Raw genomic sequence first — 24347 nt, forward strand, 5'->3', positions numbered from 1 at the left:
TCATCGCGGCCGCAGCTTAGCATGCTTCACTTTTCGCGTAGATCGGGGGCTTCCCTGAAACTCACATTGGGAAAACCCTGAGGCCATGCCGCATGATTCCTGCAGCGCGGTCCGCATCGGTCGATGTTCGGCCGTACCGATCGCGTCCGCGTCAGCCTTGCTGGAACTGTTTTACAACCTGAGCCATTGATCCGTCGCAGGGAGGATTGTTCCCATGAGCGATCTGGCGACGGGCAGTGGCGCATCCACCAAGGCGGAGCTGGAACCCGAACTTCACCGTGTGATGGGACCGCGGCTGCTGCTTCTCTTCATCGTCGGCGACATTCTGGGCACCGGCATCTATGCGCTGACCGGCCAGGTGGCAAAGCAGGTCGGGGGCGTAGTCTGGCTGCCCTTCCTGGTCGCCTTCGTGATCGCGATGATCACGGCGTTCAGCTATCTCGAACTCGTCACCAAGTATCCCAAGGCCGCAGGCGCCGCCCTGTATACCCACAAGGCCTTCGGGATCCATTTCGTCACCTTCATCGTGGCCTTTGCGGTGATGTGTTCGGGAATCACCTCCGCCTCCACGGCGTCGCGAGCCTTCGCCGCCAACTTCTCGTCCGGCTTCGGCCTTGGCCTGGGAAGCCTCGGCATCACCCTCACCGGGCTCCTCTTCATGGCGGTCGTCGCCATCGTCAATTTCCGCGGCGTCGGCGAGAGCGTGAAAGCCAACGTGGTGCTCACCTGCGTCGAGCTCACGGGCCTCCTGATCATCATCGTCATCGGCATGTGGGCGATCGGATCGGGCCAGGGCGACGTATCCCGTGCCTTCACCTTCGAACAGCCGGGGGAGAGCGGCCTGTTCTGGTCCGTCATCGCCGCGACGACGCTGGCCTTCTTCGCGATGGTCGGCTTCGAGGATTCGGTGAACATGGCGGAGGAGTGCAAGGACCCCTCGCACATCTTCCCGAAGGTGCTCCTCACCGGCCTCATCCTCACCGGCCTCATCTATATTTTTGTGTCGATCTCGGCCATCACGCTCGTGCCGGCGGCCGAGCTCGGAGAGGGAGAGACGCCCCTTCTCAAGGTCGTCTCGGCCGGGGCACCGGGCTTTCCGCTCGGCGTTTTCGGCCTCATCACGATGTTCGCCGTCGCCAATTCCGCGCTGATCAACATGCTGATGGCGAGCCGCCTTGTCTACGGCATGAGCCGCGAGGGCGTGCTCCCGCCGATCCTCGGTCGGGTGCATCGGAGCCGGCGCACGCCCTACATCGCGATCGCCTTCACCTCGCTCCTGGCCTTCGGGCTGATCACCTTCGTCGGCGCGGTGCCGGCGCTCGGCGGCACGACTGCGCTGCTGCTTCTCGGAGTCTTCACCGTCGTCAACGTTGCGGTTCTCGTGCTCCGGAAGGACACGGTCGACCACAAGCATTTCAGAACCCCGACGATCCTGCCGGTTCTCGGCGCGCTCTCCTGCGCTTTCCTCGTCGGGCCCTGGACCGGTCGACCCTCGATCCAGTATGTGATTGCCGGCGTCCTGCTCGCCATCGGCGCCGTGCTCTGGTTCGTGACCGTGATGGTGATGCGCTCGCAGGGGCTGAATCCGTCCGGGACCGACCTTCCTCCCATCGGCCACTCCGGACCCGTGAACTGAACCTGCTCACGCAGCCTTCTCGACGGCATGGAGTCTGCGCGGCACCGGCCGCCTTCTCATGCGCGGCTTCACAAAAAAATAAAAGAATTTCAGCGGTGTGAAGCAGTTCACAGTGTCCGTTTGGGAAGTGGTGCAAAGTCCATTCATCGCCAACGGAGAACGTATCTCAGGCGGTACGAAGCGCAACACTTGATAGAGATAGGATAGCTCATGGACCTCAACGTGAATGCCAGCCCGATCACCCAGGTTGCAACCACCACCGCCGTCGGCGGCCCCGGCGTTCTCGGCAGCGGCGGCGACGCCATCGCCGTGACGAACCAGGATGCTGACAGCACGAACATCCAGATGAGCGACCACGACTACTTCCCGTGGGGCGGCCCGGCTTATGACTTCGGCCCCGACCTCAACGTGAATGCCAGCCCGATCACGCAGGTGGCGACGACCACGGCGCTCGGCGGCCCCGGCTTCCTCGGCGAAGGCGGCGACGCCCTTGCCTTCACCAACCAGGACGCCGACATCTTCAACGTCCAGGGCTAAGACACACCTTCCCACGAGCGCCATCGGCTCACAGCCGATGGCGCTCTTTTTATTTGGCATCGCGGCGTCCCATCCCAATCCGGCAGGGTAATTCAGGACCTGTTGCAAAAACTGTTATGTGATGATGCTTCTAGCCTAGGTGAAACTTGAGAGCGTCGATTCATCGTTCTTTCGTCGGGTCGTGGAACTTACCGCCGGCACACGCGCTTTCATCGGTTAATCGGAGCCTTGCTCGGGGGCTGCATGAGCTAGAAGTGCAAGCCAGATAGGTGCCCCATGCGCCATAAATTCGAGACCGGACAAGCTGTCGTGCCGGCACATCCTCGCAACGACCGCCATCATATGTATTATATTGTTCAGCTGCTCCCCGAGACCTCCTACGAGCCGCAATACCGCATTCAGCAGGTGGAGAGCGGGATCACCTGTGTTGTCGCCGAGTCGGACATCAAAATCGTGAAGGGGTGATAGACGTTCCGGACCCGAGCTTGGCTGGAGGTCGATCGAGGCGATGGAGGTTGCAAGCGGATACGGCGCGCACATCGTGCGCGCCGCGCTTTTCACTGAAATCAACGGAGCGTCCTGAACCCCGCGCGAACCTCCTGCGACAGGAACTCCGGCTGCTCCCAGGCCGCGAAATGCCCGCCTTTGGGGAGCCGGTTGTAATGCACGAGCTTGGGATAAGCCCGCTCTGACCAGCTCTTCGGCGCCTGGTAAAGCTCGTCGGGAAAGACGCTGACGGCAACGGGGATGGTGACGCCCTTGACGCTGAAGAACGGCCCCTTGTTTTCCCAATAGAGACGGGCCGCGGAAATGGCCGTGTTGGTCAGCCAGAACAGGGTGATGTTGTCGAGGACGTCGTCCGGCGTCAGCCCTTCCGGCTGTCCGTCGACGGAGCGCGCGATCATCTCGTAGCTTGCGGGATCGTGGTCGATCATGAAGGCAGCCAGACCGACGGGCGAATCCGCAAAGCCCGTCAGCGTCTGCGGCCGGTCGCCCATCAGGATCGCGTAGCCGATATGCTTGTAGAAGGAGGAAATCTGCTCGCATGCGCGCTGTTCTTCCTCGCTCAGACCTGTGGGCGGCGGGTCGCCGCGCAAAAGCGCCTTGTCGATCTCGGGCGGAACCACGCCGGCCATGTTCGTATGAATGCCGACCAGACCCGAAGGGGCCTTTAGCGCCATCATGTCGACGACGATCGCCCCCCAATCGCCGCCCTGCGCGCCATAGCGCGTGTATCCGAGGCGCTTCATCAGCTCGATATACGCATTGGCGATGCGGACGGGATCCCAGCTCGTCGTCGTCGGCTTGCCCGAGAAGCCGTAGCCTGGCATCGACGGAATCACGAGGTGAAACGCGTCCGACGCGCTGCCGCCATGCGCCGTGGGATCGGTCAGAGGCCCGACGATCTTCAGCTGTTCGATGACCGATCCGGGCCATCCATGCGCCACGAGGAGCGGCATCGCGTTCTCATGCTTCGAGCGCACATGAACGAAATGGATGTCCAGCCCGTCGATAGTGGTGATGAAGTTCGGCAGGGCGTTGAGCTTCGCCTCGATCTTTCGCCAGTCGTATTTCGTCTTCCAATGCTGCGCGAGTTTCTGGATCGTCGCGAGCTGCACGCCTTGCGACGAATCCCTCACCGTCTCCCGGTCGGGCCATCGCGCCGCCTCGACGCGTCGGCGCAGCTCGACGAGATCCGCTTCCGGAATGTCGACGCGGAAGGGACGGATCGCGTCGCCTTCAGTTGCTTTAGGTTTGCCTTTGCGGAGAACGTTGGCCGCAATTGCGCCCGCAGAGGCCGTCGCGGGGGAAGGTTGATTCGGAAGTGACGGATTCGGCATAAAAATTCTCCATGCGTTCCGGTCGCCACAGGTGGCGAGAGGCAAGACTCGGACGATCACGAGACTTCTGGCCTTGTGCACACGTCACCGCGGAGCGGTCGCTTGGGACCCTCTCATTCGATGGAGGCTGAGGCGCCTGCGAACAGGCCCTCCTTCCGCGGGTTACACAACCACTCGGTTTGAGGAGCGACGTCGGCAAAGCTGTCGATTAAAAGCGGCCCGTCGGAGCCGAGGTTCAACGCAGAACGTTGATTGGGCGCGGAGGATACGCCTCGCTCGCCGAGCCGGCAAGCGAAGCGGTTGCAGAAGCAGGAGGGCGTTCACTCCGCTGCATCGGGTTTCGCCCGCATGGCGCGCAGGAGGTTGTCGCGAATCCCGGCGACGGACTTCTGCACGGCGGAAAAATCTTCTCCGAGCCCGGTGGCTTCGACCAGCGACGCGGTCGGGTCCGCGTCGATCAGCTCGCGACCGGCCGGCGTCAGGCTGACCCGCACCTGCCGCTCATCGGCGGAGTCGCGGTGACGCCGGATATAGCCCATCGCCTCGAGCTTCTTGAGGAGCGGCGTCAGCGTGTTGGATTCCAGAAACAGCTTCTCGCCGAGCGCGCCGACGGTCTGGTCGCCCTCCTCGGAGAGCGCCACCAGGGCGATATACTGGGTGTAGGTCAGGCCAAGCTTGTCCAGGATCGGCTTGTAGGCCCGGCCGAAGGCCAGGTTCGCCGAGTAGATGGAGAAGCAGAGAAAGTTCGCGAGCTTCCTCCCCTCCCCGCCTTTCTGTGGGGAATCCGGCAGGTGCGTAGCCGGGTTCTCCGATTCCGATGTCTTGGTCGCTATCTTGGGCATGGCTACCTTGGGCATGGGTCTATCCGCGATCTTCCGCTCGACCGCAATATAAATCGCACACGATTAAATCGGAAGTGCTTGACATAACCCCTTGCTTTCTCTATTTGCATCGTATCCGAATTAATCGGATACGATTTAAATTGCATCGTAAGGATTTCGCCATGACTGCCAAGGTTATCTTTACCGGAAAGACCCACAACACGGGCGGCCGTGACGGCGGCACCCGCAGCAGCGACGGCTTCCTAGACCTCAAGCTGGCGCAGCCGCATCCTGCGGCCGAGAACCTGTTCGGCGCAGCCTGGTCGGCCTGCTACATCGGCGCGCTCGAGCTCGCCGCCGCCCAGAAGAAGATCGCCCTTCCGGCCCAGCCGACGGTCGATGCCGAGATCGATCTGGTTCTCGACAACGGCGCCTATGTCCTGCAGTCCCGCCTCAATGTCAGCCTGCCGGGTCTCGACCGCGAGGTCGCGCAGACCTTGGTCGACGCGGCACACACGATCTGCCCCTATTCCAAGGCGACGCACGGCAACATCGCCGTCGAGACCAACCTGCTCTGAACCGGATCGGCCGGGCCTGCCTCCACGGCGGGCCCGGTTCCCTTGGGAGGCGACGCAACGAGCGTTCAATCCGGCTACGCAACGTGCTTAAAGCGCGAGTTTCGCAGAAGCGCACCCGCGAAATCCCGATGCCGCGTCGATCAATGCCAAGCTTGCCGCATCAGTGAACGGGTCTCGAACGGGATCCGGCGCCGACGCTGTGAAAACTCCGCCATTTGGAAGTCAAGCAGATGTGATAGCGGAATGACGTTCCAGAGACAGGGCGGAAGGAGTATGAATTCAGGGTGACCTGCGCTGGAAACGAAAGATGCCTGGAGGCAGCGATGTGGAAGAGCACGATAGTGCTATCCCTTTTCATGGTGGTGACCGGTGCACAGGCGCAAGCACGCCCGTCGACGGTGGACATGTCGTGCAGCGCAAACCGCCAATTGGTGTTTGCCAGCGGCGCCATTGTCCTTGGCACCGGCGGCAGCACCTATGACCGGTTCGTTCGCGATCGCACATTCTGCCAGATGACCGAATATGCGCAGACGGCCTATGTGCCGAGTCTCGAAACACCGGTTTGCTTCGTCGGTTATCGCTGCAAACAAGGCCCCCGCGATTGGCTGGACTGACGATCGTCTTGCGATCACCTCTGTGACCCGGCAGCAGATATTGTCACGCAAGCCTTGAAGGCCTGCGCGAACAAGGCAACCGTTTCGATCTCATTCGATGACCGTGTCGGCACTGCTGATCAGGGATGGCGGGACCGTGATGCCAAAGGCCTCCGCCGCTTTCAGATTGATGAACAGCTCGACCTTCGTGACGAGCTGCACCGGCAGATTGGAAGGTTTTTCGCCGTTCAGAACCCTCCCGGCATAGCTGCCGGCGCGGCGATGCGACTGTGTGAAATCGCCTCCATAGCTCATCAGGCCGCCTGCCAGGGGAAAGTCGCGGGACTGCGTGATCGCCGGCATGGAATAGCGAAAGGACAAAGAGGCAAGCTGTGGAGAGCGGAAGGCGAAGTAAGGATCCGAGGTGAAGACGAGTCCGCCCGCCTGTGCCTGGGTGGCGGACAGGAACATCGCTTCGAACTCACCCTCCGTGCTGGCGTTCAGAACATGCAGCCGCACCCCGAGGGCCTCGGCCGCCAGCTGGAGGTTCTTCACCTGTGAGCCCGAGGTCGGGCTGGTCGGGTTGACGGCAACGGCGAAGGACGACGCGGTCGGACGCAGCTCGTGCATGAATTCCAGCCGCTTGCGCGAGACTTCCACGCTCAGACTCGACACGCCCGTGATATTGCCTCCCGGCCGCGACAGGCTGTCGACCACGCCGAGCGCGACGGGATCGCCTCCCATCTCGAAGACGATCGTGATCGTCTTCGTCGCCGCTTTTGCAGCGACCGCGGCAGGCGCGCCGCCGGGCGCGGCAAGGACGGCGACGTTCCGGCTGGCGAGATCGGCTGCAAGTGCGGGCAACCGATCATACCGGCCTTCCGCCCACCGGTATTCGATCGCCACGTTGCGGCCCTCGACATAGCCGACGTCGGCAAGGCCCTCCCGGAAGGCCTTGAGGCGGCTGTCGAACAATGCGGGCGATTCAGGCGCGAGATATCCGATGACGGGCATGGCCGGCGATTGCGCGCGCGCAGGAAGGGTCCATGCCGCAGCACCGCCGAGCCAGGTGAGGACATCCCGCCGCCTCATCTGTTCAGCATCCTATGTTGATGGAGGGCTGAAGACGCAGAATGGAACATTATTCCAAAAGCCATCATCCGTTCACCTCGACGGTTTCATCGGCAGCCGACGACTTGCCGGGATCATAGCGCATTATGAGGAAAAGTGGACCCGGTTTTCATTGGCGTGGCCCTTCGGGTCCGATGCTCTAACTGCAATGCCTGTATCACGAAACCGCTTTGAACGATCCGGCAGATCGCTCATCGAGCGCTTCGCTTAAACCGCGTCGGGCCGCTCGGCGTAAGCGACGCGGTATACGAGGAACTCTTCGTCATACCCCTTGATCCGGCGCATCCCCGTCGGGTTCAGAATCCGCTGATCCTTGACCGCCTCCGCAACCGTCGCGTCCGCGAGGATCTCCCGGTCGGCGGCCGACGCGCACAGGCGCGCGGCGAGGTTCACGACGCTGCCGATGGCGGTGTAGTCGAACCGGCTCTCGTAGCCGATCCGCCCGACCGTGGCCTGGCCCATGGCAAGCCCCATCCCGAACCCGATCCGGTATCCCCGCTGGTGCCAGCCGACGATGAGCTTCTGCACGCAAAGCTGCATCTCCACCGCAAGATCGACGGCCTGCAGCGCCGGCTCCGCGACCGGGACGGGCGCGTTGACGAGGAGCATCAGCCCGTCGCCCGAAAAGCTCGTGAGCGTCGCCCCATACTTGGTGATGATCTGGCCGAGCGCATCGTAATATTCCGACAGGACGCTCATCACCTCCTCGGGAGCCGTCCTTGCCGAAAAGGCGGTGAAGCCGCGCAGGTCGCCGAACACGGTCACGACTTCGGTGCGGCGGCCCTCGAGCACATCGTCGTCACCCTTGCGGTCGACCAGCTCCGCCACCTGCGGCGCGAGGAACCGCTTGAGTTTCGCGATCCGCTCCTGGCGTTCCTGCGACACGGCGAGCTCAGCGGCCATGGCGTTGAAGCTCTCGGCGAGCCGCTGAAGTTCGTCCCCCGTTGCGATATGGATGCGATGGTCGAACTGCCCGGCACCGATGCGCTCGGTGCCATCCTCGAGCATGTGGATCGGCTTGGTCATCCGGCTGGCGAGGACATAGGCCAGCAAACCCGAGAAGGCGGCGCCGGCGAGAAGAAGGCCGACGGTCCGCCACAAGGCCGCATAGATCGGCCCGAAGGCCTCGGACAGGGGCTGCTCGACCACGACCGTCCAGTCAGGGCCGGCAACCGGCGCGGCGGCTGCTGCGACGGCGATGCCCTCGGCGTCCCAGCCCGTCGCGACATCCGCACCGGCGCGTTGGATCACCTCCCGGATCTCCCGGAAGGGAGCGAGCGTCGCCTCGTCCGCGCCCCGCAGCACGAGGCTGATGTCCGGATGGGCCACGAGCCGGCCCGGCCCGTCCAGCACGAAGGCGTCGCCCGTCGCGCCGATCTTGATGGCCGAGATCACGTCCCAGATCAGTTTCAGGTTCACCTCGGCGACAACCACGCCGACCGAGGGACGATTGCCGGATATCGCAACCGTCATGTAGGGCTCGGAGTCGCGATAATAGCTGACTTCGCCGTACCAGAGCCGGTTCGAGCGGGCTCCCGCCACGGCCTCGTCGGCCGAGCGGTCGGTTCGGGTCTCGGTTCGGTTCAGGCCGATGCGCGAGACATAGAGACGCTCGCGTCCGTTGCCGTCGAGAAGCGTGAGGCTGACGATGGCCGGCACCTGCCGCAGCAGGCGCAGGGCATCGATCCGCCGCCGCTCGTCCGGTTCGTCGGTCCAGGGGAGCTGGACCAGCCAGCCGAGCTGATTGGCGATGCCGTCGAGAAAGCCCTGGATCTTGGCGCCCGCCGACCGCGCCTCGACCCCCAAAAGCTGATCGAGCGTCGCCCGCTGGTCGCGATAGCCGAACCAGGCCTCGCTGACGCCATTGGTCGCCAGAGGAATGACCACGGCCAGAAACAGCACGAGGAAATATTTCTGGAACAGGCCGCGGAGCCGGAGACGCTGCTTGCTCATGAGCGCTTTGGCCGATCGCGACGGCAAGGAGCCGGGATCGCACGGATCATCGACACGGAAGGCAAAGCGATCATTGAGAGGCCTCGACCGGCAGCCATCGCATTTCCGTCGATTATGAGGCCAGTCGCGGCACCCTGCCAGTGGTTTGTCTCCGGCTGCCGCCGTCGCCCGCAGCCGCCGTTCGTGGCGGCCACTCCACTTTTGCGCCCATGCTTTGAGGGGCGAGAAGCGTTACCATGCGATCGACATGCACAGGATCGTGGGTCGCATAAAGGAAATTCGCCGGATGCGGCGCGTGTATACGGACCGGCTGCTCACGCTGCTGACCGTAGTGCTGATGCTTGCGATGTTTGTCTTTGCACCGCTTCAGGCCGTCGGAATTTTCGTGTTTCAGGGCTTCGCGATCGCGGCCCTGTTGGCGATCATCGGCAGCATGTTCGTCATCTCCGACCACCCCGCGGCTTTAGCCGTGATGTTTATCTGCCTCACGGCCAATATCGTCGTCTTCGTGCTGCGGCTCTATTATCCGCCATGGCCATACAACCTTTATGTATTGGCGTCTGCCTGGCTCGCCATCTCGGTCACTCTTGGAGCGGTCGTCGCCCAAGCCGTCTTCAGGCGCGGCCGCATCACCTATCACCGCATCGTGGGCGCCATCCTGCTGTACCTGCTCATCGCCGTCTTTTTCGGGACCCTGTTCATCTTTGTCGGGCTGTCGACCCCGGATGCCATCAAGGGAATAACATTCGAAGACAACGCGGCCCTTGCCAACTCGGTCTTCTATCTGAGCTTCGTGACCCTGACCTCGACGGGATACGGCGACATCGTTCCGGTGCATCCGATCGCACGCACGCTGTGCATCCTCGAAAGCGTGATCGGCCAATTGTATCCGGCGACTTTGCTGGCGAGGATCGTGACCCTCGAAATGCGTCACAGCAGCGACTGAGAACGCACCGCTCGTGGGATGGCGCCCGCGAGTTCGGCGAGACCGACTTTTCCGTCCATGCGGGACAACAGGAGGCCTTTCGTCCGACGCACCTGCCAGGGAGCGAGCCCTCCGCGAGCGGGCTGCAGGATTGCAGGCTGGTCGCAGTAGAACCGGGTGAGATGGGCGAGGAAGCGGACCTGTTCTTCACCCATCAGACCGGTTAGTCTGCGCGCCGGGACACAGGTCGCGGCGCTGAGCTGCTGGCTTTGTTGTCAGGCAGAGTGAAGCATGAACGTGCGGGACTTATTCGATCTTTCCGGCCAAACGGCGTTGATCACCGGCTCATCGGGGGGCTTGGGGCTGGCCATTGCCCGCGGGCTTGCGGAGGCCGGCGCGGCGGTCATTCTCAATGGTCGCGATGAGGCAAAGCTCACCGCTGCCGCGCACACGCTGAGCAGTGCCGGGCATCGGGTCACCACGAGCGCTTTCGATGTCTCCGACGAGAGCGCGATCGAGGCTGCCTTCGATGGCTTCGACCGCTCGGGCATCGCCATCGACATTCTCGTCAACAATGCCGGCATTCAACTGCGCAAGCCGATGGTGGATCTGGCGGCCGACGAGTGGCGGATGGTGCTGGAAACCAACCTCACCAGCGCCTTCCTGGTCGGTCGCGAGGCTGCAAGACGCATGATCGCACGGGGCAATGGCGGAAAGGTCATCAATATCGGTTCGCTGGCGAGCGAGGTCGCTCGCGCAACCATCGCGCCCTACACGGCCGCGAAGGGCGGCATCAAGATGCTGACGCGCTCCATGGCGGCCGAATGGGCGGCGCACGGCATTCAAGCCAATGCCATCGGCCCTGGCTACATCGTCACCGACATGAACAGGGCCCTTGCGGAGGACGCCAAGTTCGATGCCTGGGTGCGAGGCCGGACTCCCTCCGGGCGCTGGGGCGTGCCGGATGACCTGATCGGCGTTGCCGTATTCCTGGCCTCTGCCGCATCGGCCTATGTCAATGGCCAGATCATCTACGTCGACGGCGGGCTGCTCGCGGTGCTGTGAAAGCAGCGCTCATTGGCTCTGCGGAGCGGCAGCGTTCGTCGCCGCCACCCGCCACACGGCATTGCCGGCATCGTCGGCGATGAGGAGCGCCCCGGTGCCGTCGATGGCGACGCCGACCGGACGGCCGCGGGCCTGATCGCCGTCCAGGAACCCGGTGACCACGTCCTGCGCCTTGCCGGCCGGCTTGCCGTTCGCGAAGGGGACGTAGACGACCTTGTAACCGTTAAAGGCGTTGCGGTTCCAGCTGCCGTGCTCGCCAATAAACGCGCCGTTCCTGTAAGGCTCAGGCAAGGTCGAGTTCATCGAGAAGGTCAGGCCGAGCGCTGCCACATGGCTCGACAGCGCGTAATCAGGCATGATGGCCTTCTGCACCATGTCCGGTCGCGGCGGATGCACGCGCTCGTCCACATGATTGCCGAAATAGCTCCATGGCCAGCCGTAGAAGGCGCCCTCCTGCACGGAGGTCAGGTAATCCGGCACGAGGTTGGGCCCGAGCTCGTCCCTTTCGTTGACGACCGTCCACAGGACACCGGTTTCGGGATGGAACGTCAGGCCGTTGGGGTTGCGCAGGCCGGACGCGTAAAGGCGGGCGGCGCCCGTCCCGCGGTCGATCTGCCAGATCGCGGCGCGGCCCTTCTCGGCCTCGATTCCGCGTTCCGCGGCGTTCGAGTTGGAGCCGACCGAGGCATAGAGAAAGCGCCCGTCCGGACTGATCGCCAAATCCTTGGTCCAGTGATGGTTGATCGGCCCGCCGGGAAGCGGCGCCAGCTCCTTCGGCGCCGCGGTGATCTGTGTCTGTCCGAGCTGATAGGGATAGGCCAGGATCGCATCGGCCGCAGCGACGTAGAGCGTGCCCTCGTGCCAGAGGACGCCGAAGGGCGAGTTCAGCCCTTTGAGCAGATCGTGGCGCTCATCGACCTTGCCGTCGCGGTTCGTGTCCCGCAGGAGCGTGATCAGGTTGCTTTCCTTCGGCGGTCCGCCGCCGCCACCCTTGGCCATCGCCATGATCCATTCGCGGATCACGTCCTTGGGCCGCGGCAACGGCTTGCCTTCCGGTGCGCGCGACTGCACGACGAGGACGTCGCCGTTCGGCAAGGTGCGCACCGTGCGCGGGTTGACGAGATCCTTGGCGTAGACGGTCACCGCGAGCCCCTGCGGGACCGTCGGGGTCTGGCCGTCCTTCCAGCCGACCACTTCGGCCACCTTCAGGTCGGGCAGGATTTCCGTGCTGGGCTCGGGAAGAACCGGATCGGGGCCGATCTGGGTGGAGACATCGAAGCCCGAGCCGCTGTCGCTGCAGCCGATGAGGGCGAGCGCAAGGAGGCCAGTTGCAAGAAGAGCGGAGGCGCGATTCCGGTGGAAGCGTTCAGTCATAGTAGCGCACTCCCACGCCGTGGATATGAACGAGCGCCGCGCCAAGCCAGCCGGTGACGAGCATGACCAGCACCGTCAGCGCCGAGAGAGTCAGCCCCCAGGGCACGACCGCAGTCCAGCCGTCGGCCGTATGAACGAGATTGTTGAAGAAGGCCAGGATCAGCGCGATGAGGTTGCCGATGGCGTGCGGCCAGGCAGGCTTCAAACTGCGGATTTCCGGACGGGCGAAGAAATCGATCGCCCCGAACACAGCTGCAAGGACGCCGAAAACGATGCCCGCCAGCAGCAGCCAGGCGGAGAATTCCAGCCACATCAGATTCGATGTTCGCCAGTAAGCGATGTCGGCAATGAGAGCGAGCGTGAAGCAGACGATGGGAAACGGCACCAGCATCGCGTGGATCGGATGCCCGGCGATTGCGGCGGTCGATTGCCGAGACCTGATATATTGCGGCGGCATTGGAGCTCTCTTCGTCGATGAGACTCTATGTCTACGGCCGATGCCCGCTTAAGTTCCTCGGCTACGCTTCACGACATCGTTCCATATGCCCAGGATGAACCTTCCCGCAGTCGCTGCGACGATTGATCTGCCATATCGTGACCTAGATCCATTGCGACGGGATATAATCGCGCGTGCCATGGAATTCGCTGAGGGGCATTTCACGGCGGACAATCGGAGATTTTGGAATGACCAGCGTCGACGATGTGGGAAAGACGATCCTTCGCAACAAGCTCCTCGGCAGATGGGCCGCCGAGAGATTGGGAATCACAGGCCAGGAGGCCGATGCCTACTCGGATGCCCTCGCCCGAGCCACGGTCGATCCGAAACTCTGTGACGTCTTCAGCAAAATCCGCAAGGATTTCGACGCCGCCGGCGTGGTCGAGTCGGATGAGCGGATCCTCGGCGTCATGACCGAACTCATGCTCAAGGCCGGAAACCTGATGCCGGGAACGCGGGGAGAGTCCTCCGATGCCGCAACGGTGATGATCGCGCGCAATCTGATGTCGCGATGAGGCCACAAGCCGAGCCGAGCGGCCGGCTCAGGCCGCGCCAGCCATAGCGCTCGACCGCGTGCGCTTCTGCGTCGGCGTCACCCCCGTCCACCGCTTGAAAGCGCTCGTGAAGGCACTGATCTCCTGAAAGCCGAGCAGCCAGGCGATTTGCGAGATCGAGAGAGTCGGATCCTCCAGATAGCGCAATGCGAGATCCCTTCGCATGTCTTCCAGGATTTCGGTAAAGGACACGCCCTCCTCGGCAAGCCGGCGCGCGAGCGTCCGGCGGCTCATGCCGAACGTTTCGGCGATGTTGCTCATTTGCGCCCGCCCGTGCGGCAGGACCGGTGCGATGGCGTTCTCCACAAGAGCCCGCATCGGCGTAGCCCGTGCGGGTCGGCGCGCCAGGATCTCTTCGCAATACCTGATCAGAAGTTCGTTCAGATAGTGATCTGCGCTGACGAACGGCAGCGCAGAGGCATCCCGTACGAACGTAATCTCGTCGCGCTCGGCGCCGAACGCGACTTTGCAGCCGAAGAACGCATCCTGCTCGTCGGACGATCCGCAGCGCGGATGGAAGAACTTGACACGGGTCGGCCTGAGATGCGTGCCCGTCAGGTGCCTGCATACCCTCACCAGGGCCGTCGCCCAGAACTCCATCTGATGGCGATCGGAATGCCGCGGCACGCCGACATAGCTCACGTGGACACACAGATCGCTCGCCTTCCGGCACTGAACCTTGATGCCCTCGTTGGTCACCCCGCTGTAGCGTACGGTCCGGGTGAGGGCTTGCCCAAGCGTCGCGGAGGAGGCGAGGACGTAGTAGAACAGGCCGATTTCCCTGAGATCGAAGCCCTCGGCGAGATGGAAGCCGAGCAACTCGTCGCCGACGGCGCTTGCCACGAGATTCAACAGGGTAATCTGGTTCCGGGCACCGATGCGGGCGTCGCGATCCTCCAGGAGAGCGAGCGTGAGGCCTGCCTTTTGCACGAGGGGTTCGGGGTCGATGCCCGCCGCGATGGCGCGAGCCACCGCAAGGCGGGCAATTCCCCCGCTAGCGGTCGGCGGCATGGTCCCGGGTGCCTTGGACGCATGATGCATTGCCTCCACCCCTCCCGATGCGGTGCTCTCTTTTGCCGTCCCGATGGCTCGTACAGACAAATCAATGGCCAAGGATAGCAAGACCGGGGACCCGTGTCGCGTGTATGAACCTGGCATCGATGGTGATTACGCGCAGGGGCTGCTGGTCCTCCCAACCCCGATGCACTCGGCTGCCCATGCGGCCCGGGATCGTGCAACCGATGGAGATCGAATGCCTCAGCCTCAAGCGATGGCCGCCAGCGCCCCCTGTCCGGCGCTGGACGCCGATTGGATCGAGCAAAAGATCATTCGCGCCTATGTGCGGCTCGCCATGGAGCCGCACGACATGGACGGATGCCGCGTTGTCACGCTTGTCCGGCATAGCAGCCTCGAGGTGCGTCTGATGGAAGTGCCGAGCGAGGGAATGGCCGGAATGCCGACGCTGTGGCTCGAACTCCGCTCGCAAATGACAGGGGCGACCATCGACAGTCTCGGCTGCTACGAGTTCGACGAGGACGAATTGTCGGCCGCGGTCATGTTCGTCCAGGACGCGACGCACCGGTTGCCGATCCTACATTGACGGCGGCACGGCTGCCTCTCGTCGCCCGGAGCGATATCATGGAACCCGCCCCGCGGCGTATCGACCTCATAGAAAGCGCCTTCAGCGGCGGCCTGGCGGGACTGCTTCTGTTCGTCGTCTTCGACATCTGCATGGTCGCATCGGACCTGACCTTGGATGTCGATCCCGTCACGTATTTCCTCACCGGAGTCGCAATGTCGATTCTCGGCGGGATCGTGCTGTCTCTGGTCGTAACCTGGCTTTGGAACCGGCGCGTTTCGAATGGCGCTCGCGGCAAAGGCCGGGAGGAATCGGAATAAAATCACGGGATATTTCAATAACGTAAATGTTTCCACCTGCGCGATCCCGTGGCGCATCGTGCTCGGCCGAACAGGCCAGGAGCCCATGGGAGACAGGCCTCAGGCCGTCCTCCCGTCACAGACGATTTTCCGGCGCGTAGGGGCAAGTTGCGTACCAGCGCCGGGAACCCCGCCCGTTCGAAAGGCAGCCTTCAAGAGCGCCATAAATCGGACGGGCGGGAGCTTTTCCGAGCGATCACCCGCGCGACAGACCAGGGTGCGGCCTCCGAATAAGACCCGTATAAATTGTATTGGCTCTTGTTTGTGCCCTGCACGATCTGCCGCGGCGGATCGTACGCCTGTTCACTTGAGCAACCCGATCCGCGCCGGCGAAAATTCTCTATGGCGCGGACAAGTCCCGCCGAAGCTGATCCGGGTCGATTGCCACCTTCAGCACCGTGCCGCCGAAATCAAGGATCAGGACAGGCCTTTCGCCGCTCCGGTCGATTTTCGTGCTCAAGGGCTGCACCGGCACGCTCTTGGCATGGTTCGGTCCGGCATCCGCGGCAAAGGTCCTGGGCGGCTTGTCCCGATGGGTTCGCACCATTTCGCTGAGCAGGTCCGTCACGAGAGGCGTGGAATCCACCGCGCTGAGAAGCACCTCATATTCCTTGCCCATATCGGCGCGAATGCCGAGGGCGACGATCGTGCCGTCGTCCGAGACCTGAACCCGCCAGGCCTTTGAACCAATCCGCTTGACCAATACCCGTTCCTCCCGATGCGCGGATCAGTTCGCCTCGCAAGAGCGTGAACCGACAGGCCGCTGCGATCACCGATACCCCGACGGACCGTCTCCCTGTCAATCCCGGCAGATCCTCTTCCCACGCGAGGGAGCGCGAAAGCCGTCTTTCAGCAATCAGTGCGGATCGTTCAGGAGATCGCCGAAGATCCGGTAGGCCAGTTCGGTAAAATGCAGCTTGTCCTGCCGGTAGGCCGGAGGACCCGCTTTGATAAGAGCTGCGTCGGCATCTACGTAGCGGGCTCCGGCACGCTGGGCGACGTCCCGGATGAGCCGGTTGACTTCGAGCCGTGTGGTGTTCCGGGAGGAGAAGGCATCGCCCCTCGGCGGAATGCCGATCACGTCGAGCCGGGCATCGGGCCAGGCCGTTGCGATCGTCCGGACGATTTCGGCGATGCCTGCGGCAATGGCGCAGGCCTGATTGTCGCTCGGGAGGTTGTTCGTTCCTGCCAGGAGCACGACCCGTCTCGGGCGGAGAGACGACAGCGGCAGGTCCCTCAATCGCCAGAGCACGTTCTGCACTTTGTCTCCGCCGATGCCGAGATTCGAGATGCGCGCTTCGGCAAACGCCGCCCCCGCCCATTGCAGCTCCCAGCCTCGGACGAGACTGTCGCCGATCATGACGACATCCGCCGCCGGCGGCAGAGCGGCCTTAAGAGCGAGATGATCCTGCACGCGCGCCGCCGCCTGCGCCGGAGCGGGCGTCGTCGTGACGATCAGATCGGCTCGCGGACAGCCCTGCCCTTCGCCACCGTTCTCGGCCCGTGAGGACATGGTGCTCGCGACGATCAGCGCCGCAGCGATGCAGAGCGACCGCAAGGATGAGGACGAGCGCATCCTATCGTCTCGCCGAAATCTCAAGCGAGCGCCAAGGCATCGGCGGAAGACCGCTTTTGCAGCGTGCCCTTGGGCGTCATCCTCTCCATGAGGACAAGACTATCCTTGTGATCCGCCCTGATCGACAAGGCCCGTTGGCACAAAGCCATGGCTGTGGCCGTGCGTCCCTTCTTGAAGCAGGCCTTTGCGAGCATGTGCAGGTATTGCGGCGATTTCCCGCGACTGCTCCGCAGCAGCCTTTCGTTAATGGGACGTCCCTCGATGAAGTCCACGACGAAATTCTGCAGAACGCCGCCATGCGCGAGAACGAACTTGGACGGGTGATCAGTGTACCTGAGGTTCAGGATTGTCGATTTCGGAAAGGATGGCACGACCTCGCGCAGGACGTAGGGTCCGTCGATGGGCTGGAGAGGGTCGACGAGGATCAGGTGTTCTTGGCTCGGGTCGGCGACGTCCTGCAATGGCAGGTGGTTGGGCTCGAACTGGTTGGCGTAAGCGTGCATTCCGACCAACGCATAATAGCTGTGATGACGGGGCGAGAACGACAGCGCCCGCCCTCCCACGGCCGATGCGAAATACAGGGCAGCATATCCGCCCATGCTCGATCCATAGGTGAAGACGGTCTTGTATCGACCGATGATCTCCGAGACAGCCTGCTTGAGGTCCTCGATCGACAAATCCTGGTACCAGTTCTCCTTGCGCTTCTGAACGGAAATGACGTCGTATCCGCGCTTATTCAAAAAGAGTTCGCCGAAGCCGGGGCGCTCCACATCGATCGGCCCCATCTCGGCGAAGGTGACGATCACCGTCTCGCTCGCGGAGGCGCCCGCCGGGCAATAGGAAATCGTCGTCATGCCGTTATCGAAAATGCGGCGCTTCATTCCGCTCACCCTCGCTCAATCCATTGTCTCGAACCGCCCGACACAGATCATGCCGCTTGCGGCGTCGATCACATCGAAATCTTAAGAACAATAGTATTGAATAAATTTCATCGAATACACAACACCGAGAAAGTCTTTTCTCAAGCAAATAAATACATCTAATTTCGAATTAATATTCTTATAAATTCAAATACTATTGATTATCTCGACACGGGACTTAGTCCGCACAAGACATCTCCCGCTTTTCTCGATCGCTCGTCGCGGCACGGCACCTGCGGCCCCGCTCTGCGTTGATTGGTCATGACGAATCCTCTCAAGCTCGCGACAGCCTCCTCCCACGGGCGCCCCGGAGTGGTCGCCTGCGCCGCCTATGCCGCGGGCAGGCGTGTGGCGGAAATCCCGATCGAGGAGGCGGGAGAGTGGTCGCGCAAGCCGGGGCACGTGGTCTGGATCGGCCTGCACGAGCCCGACCTGGAGCTCCTGCGTCAGCTCCAGAGGGAGTTCAACCTGCACGAACTGGCCATCGAGGATGCGCTTAAAGCACACCAGCGGCCCAAGCTGGAGCAATATGGCGACGCCCTGTTCGTCGTCGCACGGACGGCCCAAATGTTCGACGGGCGCATCGCCTTCGGCGAGACGCACCTGTTCGTTGGCAAGGGCTATGTGGTCTCCGTCCGCCACGGCGCTTCGACCTCCTACAAGCCGGTGCGCGAGCGCTGCGAGGCGGCCCAGAAGGCGTTCTCGGAGGGGGAGGATTTCATCCTCTATGCGATTCTCGACTTCATCGTCGACAACTACATTCCGGTGATCCAGACGATCCAGGACGAGGTGGAGGAAATCGAGGACAGCATCCTGGGCGAGACCGCAACCCAGATTCACGTGACGCGCCTGTATCAGCTTCGGCGCGATCTCCTGCGCCTGCGCAATGCCGCCGTCCCGTTAGTCGAGGTCTGCCGCCGCCTTGAGCAGCCGGGACTGCCTGGCATCGATCCTGTCATGTCTCCCCTCTTCCGCGACGTCTCCGACCATATCCGCCGGGTGCAGGAGGAGATCGAGTCCCTGCGCGAGGTGCTTGCCTTCGCCTTCGAGACGAGCCTGATGACCGGACAGGCGCAGCAGACCGAAATCACGCGCAAGCTCGCATCCTGGGCCGCCATCCTGGCCGTGCCGACGGCCGTCGCCGGACTCTACGGCATGAATTTCGACGTGATGCCCGAGCTCCATTGGAAATACGGCTACGCCGTCGTTCTCGTCGTGATCCTCACCGTGTGCGGGTGGTTGTACTGGCGCTTCCGCAGGAACGGCTGGCTCTGAAGGGCGGATCATCGCGGGTTCTCGTGTAGATCCCATATCCGAGCCGCGATGCCGCCTGGTGTGCCCCCACGAAGCATCAGGGTTCGCCGAACCCTCATTTCGGGGTTTCACCCGATGGTCAGTGCCGACCGGCTTCATAAAACTACGGATGAGTGCCTCCGAGCGTCCCGCCGCAATGAGCGCCGGGACGACGGCTGAGGGCGCGCTGACGACGACATCTATCCCGACGACGCTCGCGCCATCGCGACGGTGGCCATGATTGGAAGGAACCTTGCATGTCTGAGGATACGGCGAACACCCATTCGGATGGCGGCTTGAGCCGCCGCTCGCTTCTCACCGGATCGACTGCGCTCGTCGCCGCCGCTGCGGCGATCGGAGCGCAGTCGCAGGCGGTCGCGCAGGCACAGGCGCCGGCGCAGGCTCCCGCCGCCTCCCCGCGCAAGCCTCCCAACATCCTCGTCATCTTCGGCGACGATATCGGCATCCCGCAGATCAGCGCCTACACGATGGGCCTGATGGGCTACCGCACGCCGAACATCGACCGCATCGCGGCGGAAGGGGCGATCTTCACCGATTCCTACGGCCAGCAGAGCTGCACGGCCGGCCGCGCCTCCTTCATCCTGGGGCAGGAGCCGTTCCGCACGGGGCTTTTGACCATCGGCATGCCGGGCGATCCGCACGGCATCGCCGACTGGATGCCCACGATCGCCGATGTCATGAAGACCAGAGGCTATGCGACCGGCCAGTTCGGCAAGAACCATCTGGGCGATCAGGATCAGCACCTTCCGACCAAGCACGGCTTCGACGAGTTCTTCGGCAACCTGTACCATCTCAATGCCGAGGAGGAGCCAGAAGGCTATTTCTACCCGAAGGATTCGGGCTTCAGGCGACAATACGGGCCTCGCGGCGTCATCCGCTCCAATGTCGACGGACGCATCGAGGACACCGGGCCGCTCACGAAGAAGCGGATGGAAACCGTCGACGAGGAGTTCCTCGCGGCGGCAAAGGACTTCATCGACCGCCAGCACAGGGCGGAGAAGCCCTTCTTCGTCTGGTTCAACGCGACCCGCATGCACGTCTTCACGCATCTCAAGCCCGAGAGCGTCGGCAAGACCGGAAAGGGCCTTCATGCCGACGGCATGAGCGAACATGACGGGCATGTCGGACAGCTTCTGAAGCAGCTCGACGATCTCGGCATCGCCGACGACACCATCGTGCTGTACACGACCGACAATGGCGCCGAGCTGGCCTTGTGGCCCGACGGCGCCATGACTCCGTTCCACGGCGAGAAAGGCACCACCTGGGAAGGCGGCCTGCGCATCCCGATGATGGTGCGCTGGCCTGGCGTGGTGAAGCCGGGCACGCAGATCAACGAGATCGTCACGCTCATGGACTGGATGCCGACCTTCGCCGCGGCCGCGGGTATTCCCAACCTGAAGGAATCCATGAGATCCGGCTTCGCCGCCGGCACGAAGACGTTCAAGGTCCACCTCGACGGATACGATCTGACCGCCTTGCTGAAAGGAGAAGCGAGGAACCCGCCGCGCGAGGCCATGTATTACTTCGACCAGGGCGGCAATCTCAATGCGATCAGGTGGAACGACTGGAAGCTGAGCTTTGCCGTCGCCAGCGAGGGCAACATCGCGACTGCGACGCGTGAAATCCCGTCATGGGCCTTGATCACGAATCTGCGTATGGATCCTTACGAGCGCGGCATGAAGGAAGGCGGTGGCGCTTTGGAATTCCTTGCGCAGAATATGTGGCTGCTGGTTCCGATCCAGGGAAAGATCAAGGAATTCTTCTCGGATTTCGACCAGTTCCCCTATCAAGAGGGCAGCTCGCTGAATGCGAGCGGTATCAATTACGGATTGTTGCGCCAGCAGGCGGCCCTGAAACGCCTCAACGAGATCGAACGGCTGACTCCCTCGCGATAGGAAACCTTCGCCCTATCCATCGGGAACGACGCATAGACCGGGCGGGCTGTCCTGCCCGCCCGGCAGCCGCGACAAGAGGATAGCCACGCGCTTTCGAAAGGGGCACAATCCCTGCAGGAGGGAGGCTTGAGCCCGTGCCTCAGGGAGATTGTCAGGCTGTCGTCCTCTGATGAACACCCAAGGAGACCCTCATGCGAACGATGATGGCGGCGCTGTTCTGCACCGTGACGATGGCCGCGAGCGCCCATGCAGCGATCCGGGAAGAGCCTGTGACCTATCAGGACGGCAGGACCACGATGAAGGGGTTCGTCGTCTATGACGACGCGATCGCGGGCAAGCGCCCGGGCATCGTCATGGTTCCCGAATGGTGGGGGATCACGGGCCACATCCGCAGCGAGGCGCAGAAATTCGCGCAGCAGGGCTATACCGCCTTCGTTGCCGACATGTACGGCGATGCCAGGATGGCCGACAATCCGAAGGATGCCGGCGCGCTTGCGACCTCGGTGATGAAAGATCCGAAGGTGATGGAAGCGCGCTTCAACGCCGCGCGGACCCAGCTCGCCGGGCATGCCTCTGTCGACCCGGATCGCATCGGCGCCGTCGGCTATTGCTTCGGTGGCGCCGTCGTCCTGAACATGGCCCGAACCGGCGCCGACCTTGACGCCGTTGCAGGCTTCCACGCTTCGCTCGGGCTCAACACGCCCGCCCCGGCGCCGGGCACCGTGAAGGCGAAGATCCTTGTCCTGAACGGAGCGGACGATCCCTTCGTGAAGCGGGAGGAATACGAGGCGCTCAAGAAGGATCTCGATGCGGCCAAGGCGGAGTACAAAGTGATCGAGTATCCGGGCGCGACGCACGCCTTCACCAACCCGGAGGCCACCGCACTTGGACAGAAGTTCAACCTGCCGCTGCGCTACGACGCGCAGGTCGATCGCGAGGCGAAAGCGGAGGCATCGAAATTCTTCGATGCCAACCTGAAAAAATGATCCCGCATCGACAGGATATGACGAACGTTACTTCGTTATAATTCGTGAAAGCAGATCCATCGGTCTCGTCGCAGGCGATCTCCTCATCTGCGGCGAGGCGATCGGCAAGGAATGTTTGCCGGGATCGGAGGCATTTTAACCGGTTTTTATCCTGACCGTGACAATCGAGAAAGTCCTGCCTCAGGGGACTTCGATGCTTCTCGGATTGCGTTCATTCAACTCGGCCAGCGCCAAGATCCAGGCGCTTGACGCCACCTTCGCGACAATCGCCTTCGACATCGACGGCAACATCGTCGAGGCCAACGGCACTTTCCTGTCCCTGGTCGGCTACAGCCTCGGCGAGATCCGCGGGCGCCATCACAGCCTCTTCGTCGATCCGTCTGAGGCCGAGGCGCCGCTCTATCGCAAGTTCTGGCAGGATCTGCGCCGGGGGATCGGCCAATCCGCCGAATTCCGCCGCCTCGGCAAGAACAAGAGCGAAATCTGGCTCAAGGCGAGCTACGTCCCGATCCTCAATCGCAGCGGAGACGTGACCCGGATCGTCAAGTTTGCCACCGACATCACGGCCGAGAAACTTCGGCAGGCGGATTTCGCCGGCCAGATCGCCGCGATCAATCGGTCGCAGGCCGTCATCCATTTCGCCCTCGACGGAACGATCGTCGACGCGAACGACCTTTTCCTGCGGACGATGGGCTATGAGATCGATGCGGTGAAGGGTAAGCACCACCGCATGTTCGTGCTCGAGGATTACGGCCGCAGCGCGGATTATGAGGATTTCTGGCAGAAGCTGAATCGCGGCGAGTATCTCTCCGGCGAGTTCAAGCGGGTCGCCAAGGACGGCCGGGAAGTCTGGCTGCAGGCCAGCTACAATCCGATTTTCGACGATTACGGGCGGGTCTTCAAGGTCGTCAAATATGCCTCCGACATTACCGCCGCGAAGCTGAAAGCCGCCGAGGCCGCCGCCCAGATCGCCGCCATCGGCCGGTCCCAGGCGGTCATTCATTTCGACATGGACGGGACGATCCTGGACGCGAACCAGAACTTCCTCGAGACGATGGGATACAGCCTGGAGCAGATCCGCGGGCAGCACCACCGGATGTTCGTCTCACGCGCCTATGCGGCAAGCGCCGAGTACGCCAGCTTCTGGGACAGCCTGCGCACCGGCCGGTATTCCGCCGCGGTCTATCAGTGGGTCGCGAATGGCGGGCGCGAGGTCTGGATCCAGGGGAATTACAACCCCGTGCTCGATACGGACGGACGGCCCTTCAAGGTGGTCAAGTTCGCCACCGACATCACCAGGAGCATGAGCGTCCGCGGCGAAGCGATCCAGGCTGCCGAGCAGACCTTGGGCAACGTTCGCGCCGTCGCGACGGCGGCCGACGACATGAACGTCACGGCAGGTGCGATCTCGGATAGGATGCAGGAATCGCGAAGCGCCGTGGACGAAATCCACACGCGAACTCAGGGCGCCGACGCATCGACGGCAAAACTCCGCGATGCGGCCTTGGCCATGGACAGCGTCGTACAGGCGATCACCGTCATCGCCGAGAAGATCAACCTCCTGGCGTTGAACGCCACGATCGAGGCGGCGCGAGCCGGTGAGGCCGGGCGAGGCTTCGCGGTGGTGGCGAGCGAGGTGAAGAACCTTGCCAACCAGGCCGCTCAGGCCACCGCGCGCATCTCCGGCGAGATCCTGTCCATGCAGGCCGTCTCCGGCGATGTCGAACAGGCGCTCGCCTCGATCAGCGCGGCCGTGACGGATGTGAGGAGGTTCATCGTCGAGACCGCCGAGACCATGCATCAGCAAACCCTCGTGACGACCGACGTCTCGAGAAACATCAAGGTCGCGGCGCACGGCGTCGCGGGGATCGCCCGCAGCCTGGACGAGTGGGTCGTCGGAGTCGAGGAGCGGCGCTCGAACGAAAGAACCAGGGTCAGCCGCCCGGCGGTCATCCAGATCGGGACCGCGTCAAGGAGCGCCATCGACGGTCGGAACGCCCGGGACATCGCATGCATGGTGCTGAACATGTCCGAAAGCGGCGCCAAGATCGCCGTCGCGGCGGCCGATGTTCCGGATCGCTTCGTGCTCAGGATCGACGGTGAAGGCACCGCGCAGACCTGTCAGGTCGTGCGGCGGAGCGAAGGGGAGCTCGGCGTCAGGTACGTCTGATCCGGAGGCCGGCGGCATCGGGCTTGGGCTCGACCTGGCTCGAA

The 24347-nt window shown here is 62.9% G+C and carries 24 protein-coding genes and 1 pseudogene; 14 read left to right on the forward strand and 11 right to left on the reverse strand.

Annotated features, from left to right (window positions below):
• Positions 1-214 precede the first annotated feature (214 nt).
• From BB934_RS06320 to BB934_RS06330, 3 genes are all read left to right on the forward strand, one after another.
• Positions 215-1636, forward strand: a complete 1422-nt coding sequence (locus BB934_RS06320) for an APC family permease (RefSeq protein ID WP_099508873.1) — start codon at positions 215-217, stop codon at positions 1634-1636.
• Positions 1637-1846: 210 nt separating this feature from the next.
• On the forward strand, positions 1847-2173 hold the full coding sequence (locus tag BB934_RS06325) for a hypothetical protein (RefSeq protein ID WP_099508874.1): 327 nt from the start codon (positions 1847-1849) through the stop codon (positions 2171-2173).
• 276 nt (positions 2174-2449) lie between these two features.
• A complete protein-coding gene (locus BB934_RS06330; RefSeq protein ID WP_099508875.1) occupies positions 2450-2638 on the forward strand; it encodes a hypothetical protein in 189 nt (62 codons plus the stop codon).
• Between the two features lie 101 nt (positions 2639-2739).
• Here the strand turns inward: BB934_RS06330 and BB934_RS06335 are convergent, their stop codons facing one another.
• Positions 2740-4014, reverse strand: coding sequence for an epoxide hydrolase family protein (locus BB934_RS06335; protein WP_099508876.1), 1275 nt, complete (start codon positions 4012-4014; stop codon positions 2740-2742).
• A 320-nt stretch (positions 4015-4334) separates the two neighbouring features.
• Complete coding sequence (locus BB934_RS06340; RefSeq protein ID WP_099512659.1) at positions 4335-4856, reverse strand: MarR family winged helix-turn-helix transcriptional regulator; 522 nt, start codon at positions 4854-4856, stop codon at positions 4335-4337.
• A 161-nt stretch (positions 4857-5017) separates the two neighbouring features.
• Between BB934_RS06340 and BB934_RS06345 the strand changes: the two genes are divergently transcribed.
• Together BB934_RS06345 and BB934_RS06350 are read left to right on the forward strand one after the other, a co-directional pair.
• On the forward strand, positions 5018-5413 hold the full coding sequence (locus tag BB934_RS06345) for an Ohr family peroxiredoxin (protein ID WP_099508877.1): 396 nt from the start codon (positions 5018-5020) through the stop codon (positions 5411-5413).
• A 323-nt stretch (positions 5414-5736) separates the two neighbouring features.
• Positions 5737-6027: a hypothetical protein gene (locus BB934_RS06350; RefSeq protein ID WP_099508878.1), complete on the forward strand. Its 291-nt coding sequence runs from the start codon at positions 5737-5739 to the stop codon at positions 6025-6027.
• Positions 6028-6117: 90 nt separating this feature from the next.
• Here BB934_RS06350 and BB934_RS06355 read toward each other — a convergent pair whose 3' ends face one another.
• Together BB934_RS06355 and BB934_RS06360 are read right to left on the reverse strand one after the other, a co-directional pair.
• A complete protein-coding gene (locus tag BB934_RS06355) occupies positions 6118-7098 on the reverse strand; it encodes an ABC transporter substrate-binding protein (protein WP_099508879.1) in 981 nt (326 codons plus the stop codon).
• A gap of 246 nt (positions 7099-7344) precedes the next feature.
• Complete coding sequence (locus tag BB934_RS06360) at positions 7345-9090, reverse strand: cache domain-containing protein (RefSeq protein ID WP_099512660.1); 1746 nt, start codon at positions 9088-9090, stop codon at positions 7345-7347.
• A 286-nt stretch (positions 9091-9376) separates the two neighbouring features.
• Here BB934_RS06360 and BB934_RS06365 point away from each other — a divergent pair, with 286 nt between their 5' ends.
• Positions 9377-10036, forward strand: a complete 660-nt coding sequence (locus BB934_RS06365; RefSeq protein WP_237050205.1) for a potassium channel family protein — start codon at positions 9377-9379, stop codon at positions 10034-10036.
• On the opposite strand, the gene BB934_RS06370 is transcribed toward BB934_RS06365, so the two are convergent.
• On the reverse strand, positions 10021-10230 hold the full coding sequence (locus BB934_RS06370) for a hypothetical protein (protein ID WP_099508880.1): 210 nt from the start codon (positions 10228-10230) through the stop codon (positions 10021-10023). The genes BB934_RS06365 and BB934_RS06370 overlap by 16 nt on opposite strands.
• 76 nt (positions 10231-10306) lie before the next feature.
• Here BB934_RS06370 and BB934_RS06375 point away from each other — a divergent pair, with 76 nt between their 5' ends.
• The gene (locus tag BB934_RS06375; protein ID WP_099508881.1) at positions 10307-11080 is read left to right on the forward strand and encodes an SDR family oxidoreductase; all 774 of its coding nucleotides are present in this window, start codon (positions 10307-10309) and stop codon (positions 11078-11080) included.
• A gap of 33 nt (positions 11081-11113) precedes the next feature.
• Here the strand turns inward: BB934_RS06375 and BB934_RS06380 are convergent.
• Both BB934_RS06380 and BB934_RS06385 read right to left on the reverse strand, forming a co-directional pair.
• Positions 11114-12454 (reverse strand): annotated as a pseudogene (locus BB934_RS06380) (PQQ-dependent sugar dehydrogenase); the annotation flags it as partial.
• Positions 12447-12911: a DUF2231 domain-containing protein gene (locus tag BB934_RS06385; RefSeq protein WP_099508883.1), complete on the reverse strand. Its 465-nt coding sequence runs from the start codon at positions 12909-12911 to the stop codon at positions 12447-12449. The gene BB934_RS06385 and the pseudogene BB934_RS06380, both read right to left, overlap by 8 nt.
• 227 nt (positions 12912-13138) lie before the next feature.
• On the opposite strand from BB934_RS06385, the gene BB934_RS06390 reads away from it, so the two are divergent.
• Positions 13139-13465, forward strand: coding sequence for an ATPase inhibitor subunit zeta (locus BB934_RS06390; RefSeq protein WP_099508884.1), 327 nt, complete (start codon positions 13139-13141; stop codon positions 13463-13465).
• Between the two features lie 27 nt (positions 13466-13492).
• Here the strand turns inward: BB934_RS06390 and BB934_RS06395 are convergent, their stop codons facing one another.
• Positions 13493-14545: an AraC family transcriptional regulator gene (locus BB934_RS06395; RefSeq protein WP_173909428.1), complete on the reverse strand. Its 1053-nt coding sequence runs from the start codon at positions 14543-14545 to the stop codon at positions 13493-13495.
• 211 nt (positions 14546-14756) lie between these two features.
• On the opposite strand from BB934_RS06395, the gene BB934_RS06400 reads away from it, so the two are divergent.
• Together BB934_RS06400 and BB934_RS06405 are read left to right on the forward strand one after the other, a co-directional pair.
• Positions 14757-15104 (forward strand): hypothetical protein, encoded by a 348-nt coding sequence (locus tag BB934_RS06400; protein ID WP_157934059.1) that lies wholly within the window; start codon positions 14757-14759, stop codon positions 15102-15104.
• A gap of 38 nt (positions 15105-15142) precedes the next feature.
• Positions 15143-15403: a hypothetical protein gene (locus BB934_RS06405; RefSeq protein WP_157934060.1), complete on the forward strand. Its 261-nt coding sequence runs from the start codon at positions 15143-15145 to the stop codon at positions 15401-15403.
• A gap of 379 nt (positions 15404-15782) precedes the next feature.
• Here BB934_RS06405 and BB934_RS06410 read toward each other — a convergent pair whose 3' ends face one another.
• The 3 genes from BB934_RS06410 to BB934_RS06420 form a co-directional block, all read right to left on the reverse strand.
• Positions 15783-16145: a hypothetical protein gene (locus BB934_RS06410; RefSeq protein WP_099508887.1), complete on the reverse strand. Its 363-nt coding sequence runs from the start codon at positions 16143-16145 to the stop codon at positions 15783-15785.
• Between the two features lie 153 nt (positions 16146-16298).
• Complete coding sequence (locus tag BB934_RS06415) at positions 16299-17018, reverse strand: GDSL-type esterase/lipase family protein (protein ID WP_099508888.1); 720 nt, start codon at positions 17016-17018, stop codon at positions 16299-16301.
• Positions 17019-17038: 20 nt separating this feature from the next.
• On the reverse strand, positions 17039-17899 hold the full coding sequence (locus BB934_RS06420; protein ID WP_099508889.1) for a hypothetical protein: 861 nt from the start codon (positions 17897-17899) through the stop codon (positions 17039-17041).
• A gap of 300 nt (positions 17900-18199) precedes the next feature.
• Here BB934_RS06420 and corA point away from each other — a divergent pair, with 300 nt between their 5' ends.
• From corA to BB934_RS06440, 4 genes are all read left to right on the forward strand, one after another.
• Positions 18200-19213, forward strand: a complete 1014-nt coding sequence (gene corA / locus BB934_RS06425) for a magnesium/cobalt transporter CorA (RefSeq protein WP_099508890.1) — start codon at positions 18200-18202, stop codon at positions 19211-19213.
• A gap of 275 nt (positions 19214-19488) precedes the next feature.
• Positions 19489-21147 (forward strand): arylsulfatase, encoded by a 1659-nt coding sequence (locus BB934_RS06430; protein ID WP_099508891.1) that lies wholly within the window; start codon positions 19489-19491, stop codon positions 21145-21147.
• 191 nt (positions 21148-21338) lie between these two features.
• Positions 21339-22133: a dienelactone hydrolase family protein gene (locus BB934_RS06435; protein WP_237050206.1), complete on the forward strand. Its 795-nt coding sequence runs from the start codon at positions 21339-21341 to the stop codon at positions 22131-22133.
• Between the two features lie 193 nt (positions 22134-22326).
• Positions 22327-24303, forward strand: coding sequence for a methyl-accepting chemotaxis protein (locus BB934_RS06440; RefSeq protein ID WP_099508892.1), 1977 nt, complete (start codon positions 22327-22329; stop codon positions 24301-24303).
• Positions 24304-24347: the final 44 nt, after the last annotated feature.

The sequence above is a fragment of the Microvirga ossetica genome, assembly GCF_002741015.1.
In the GTDB taxonomy this organism is placed as follows: Bacteria; Pseudomonadota; Alphaproteobacteria; order Rhizobiales; family Beijerinckiaceae; genus Microvirga; species Microvirga ossetica.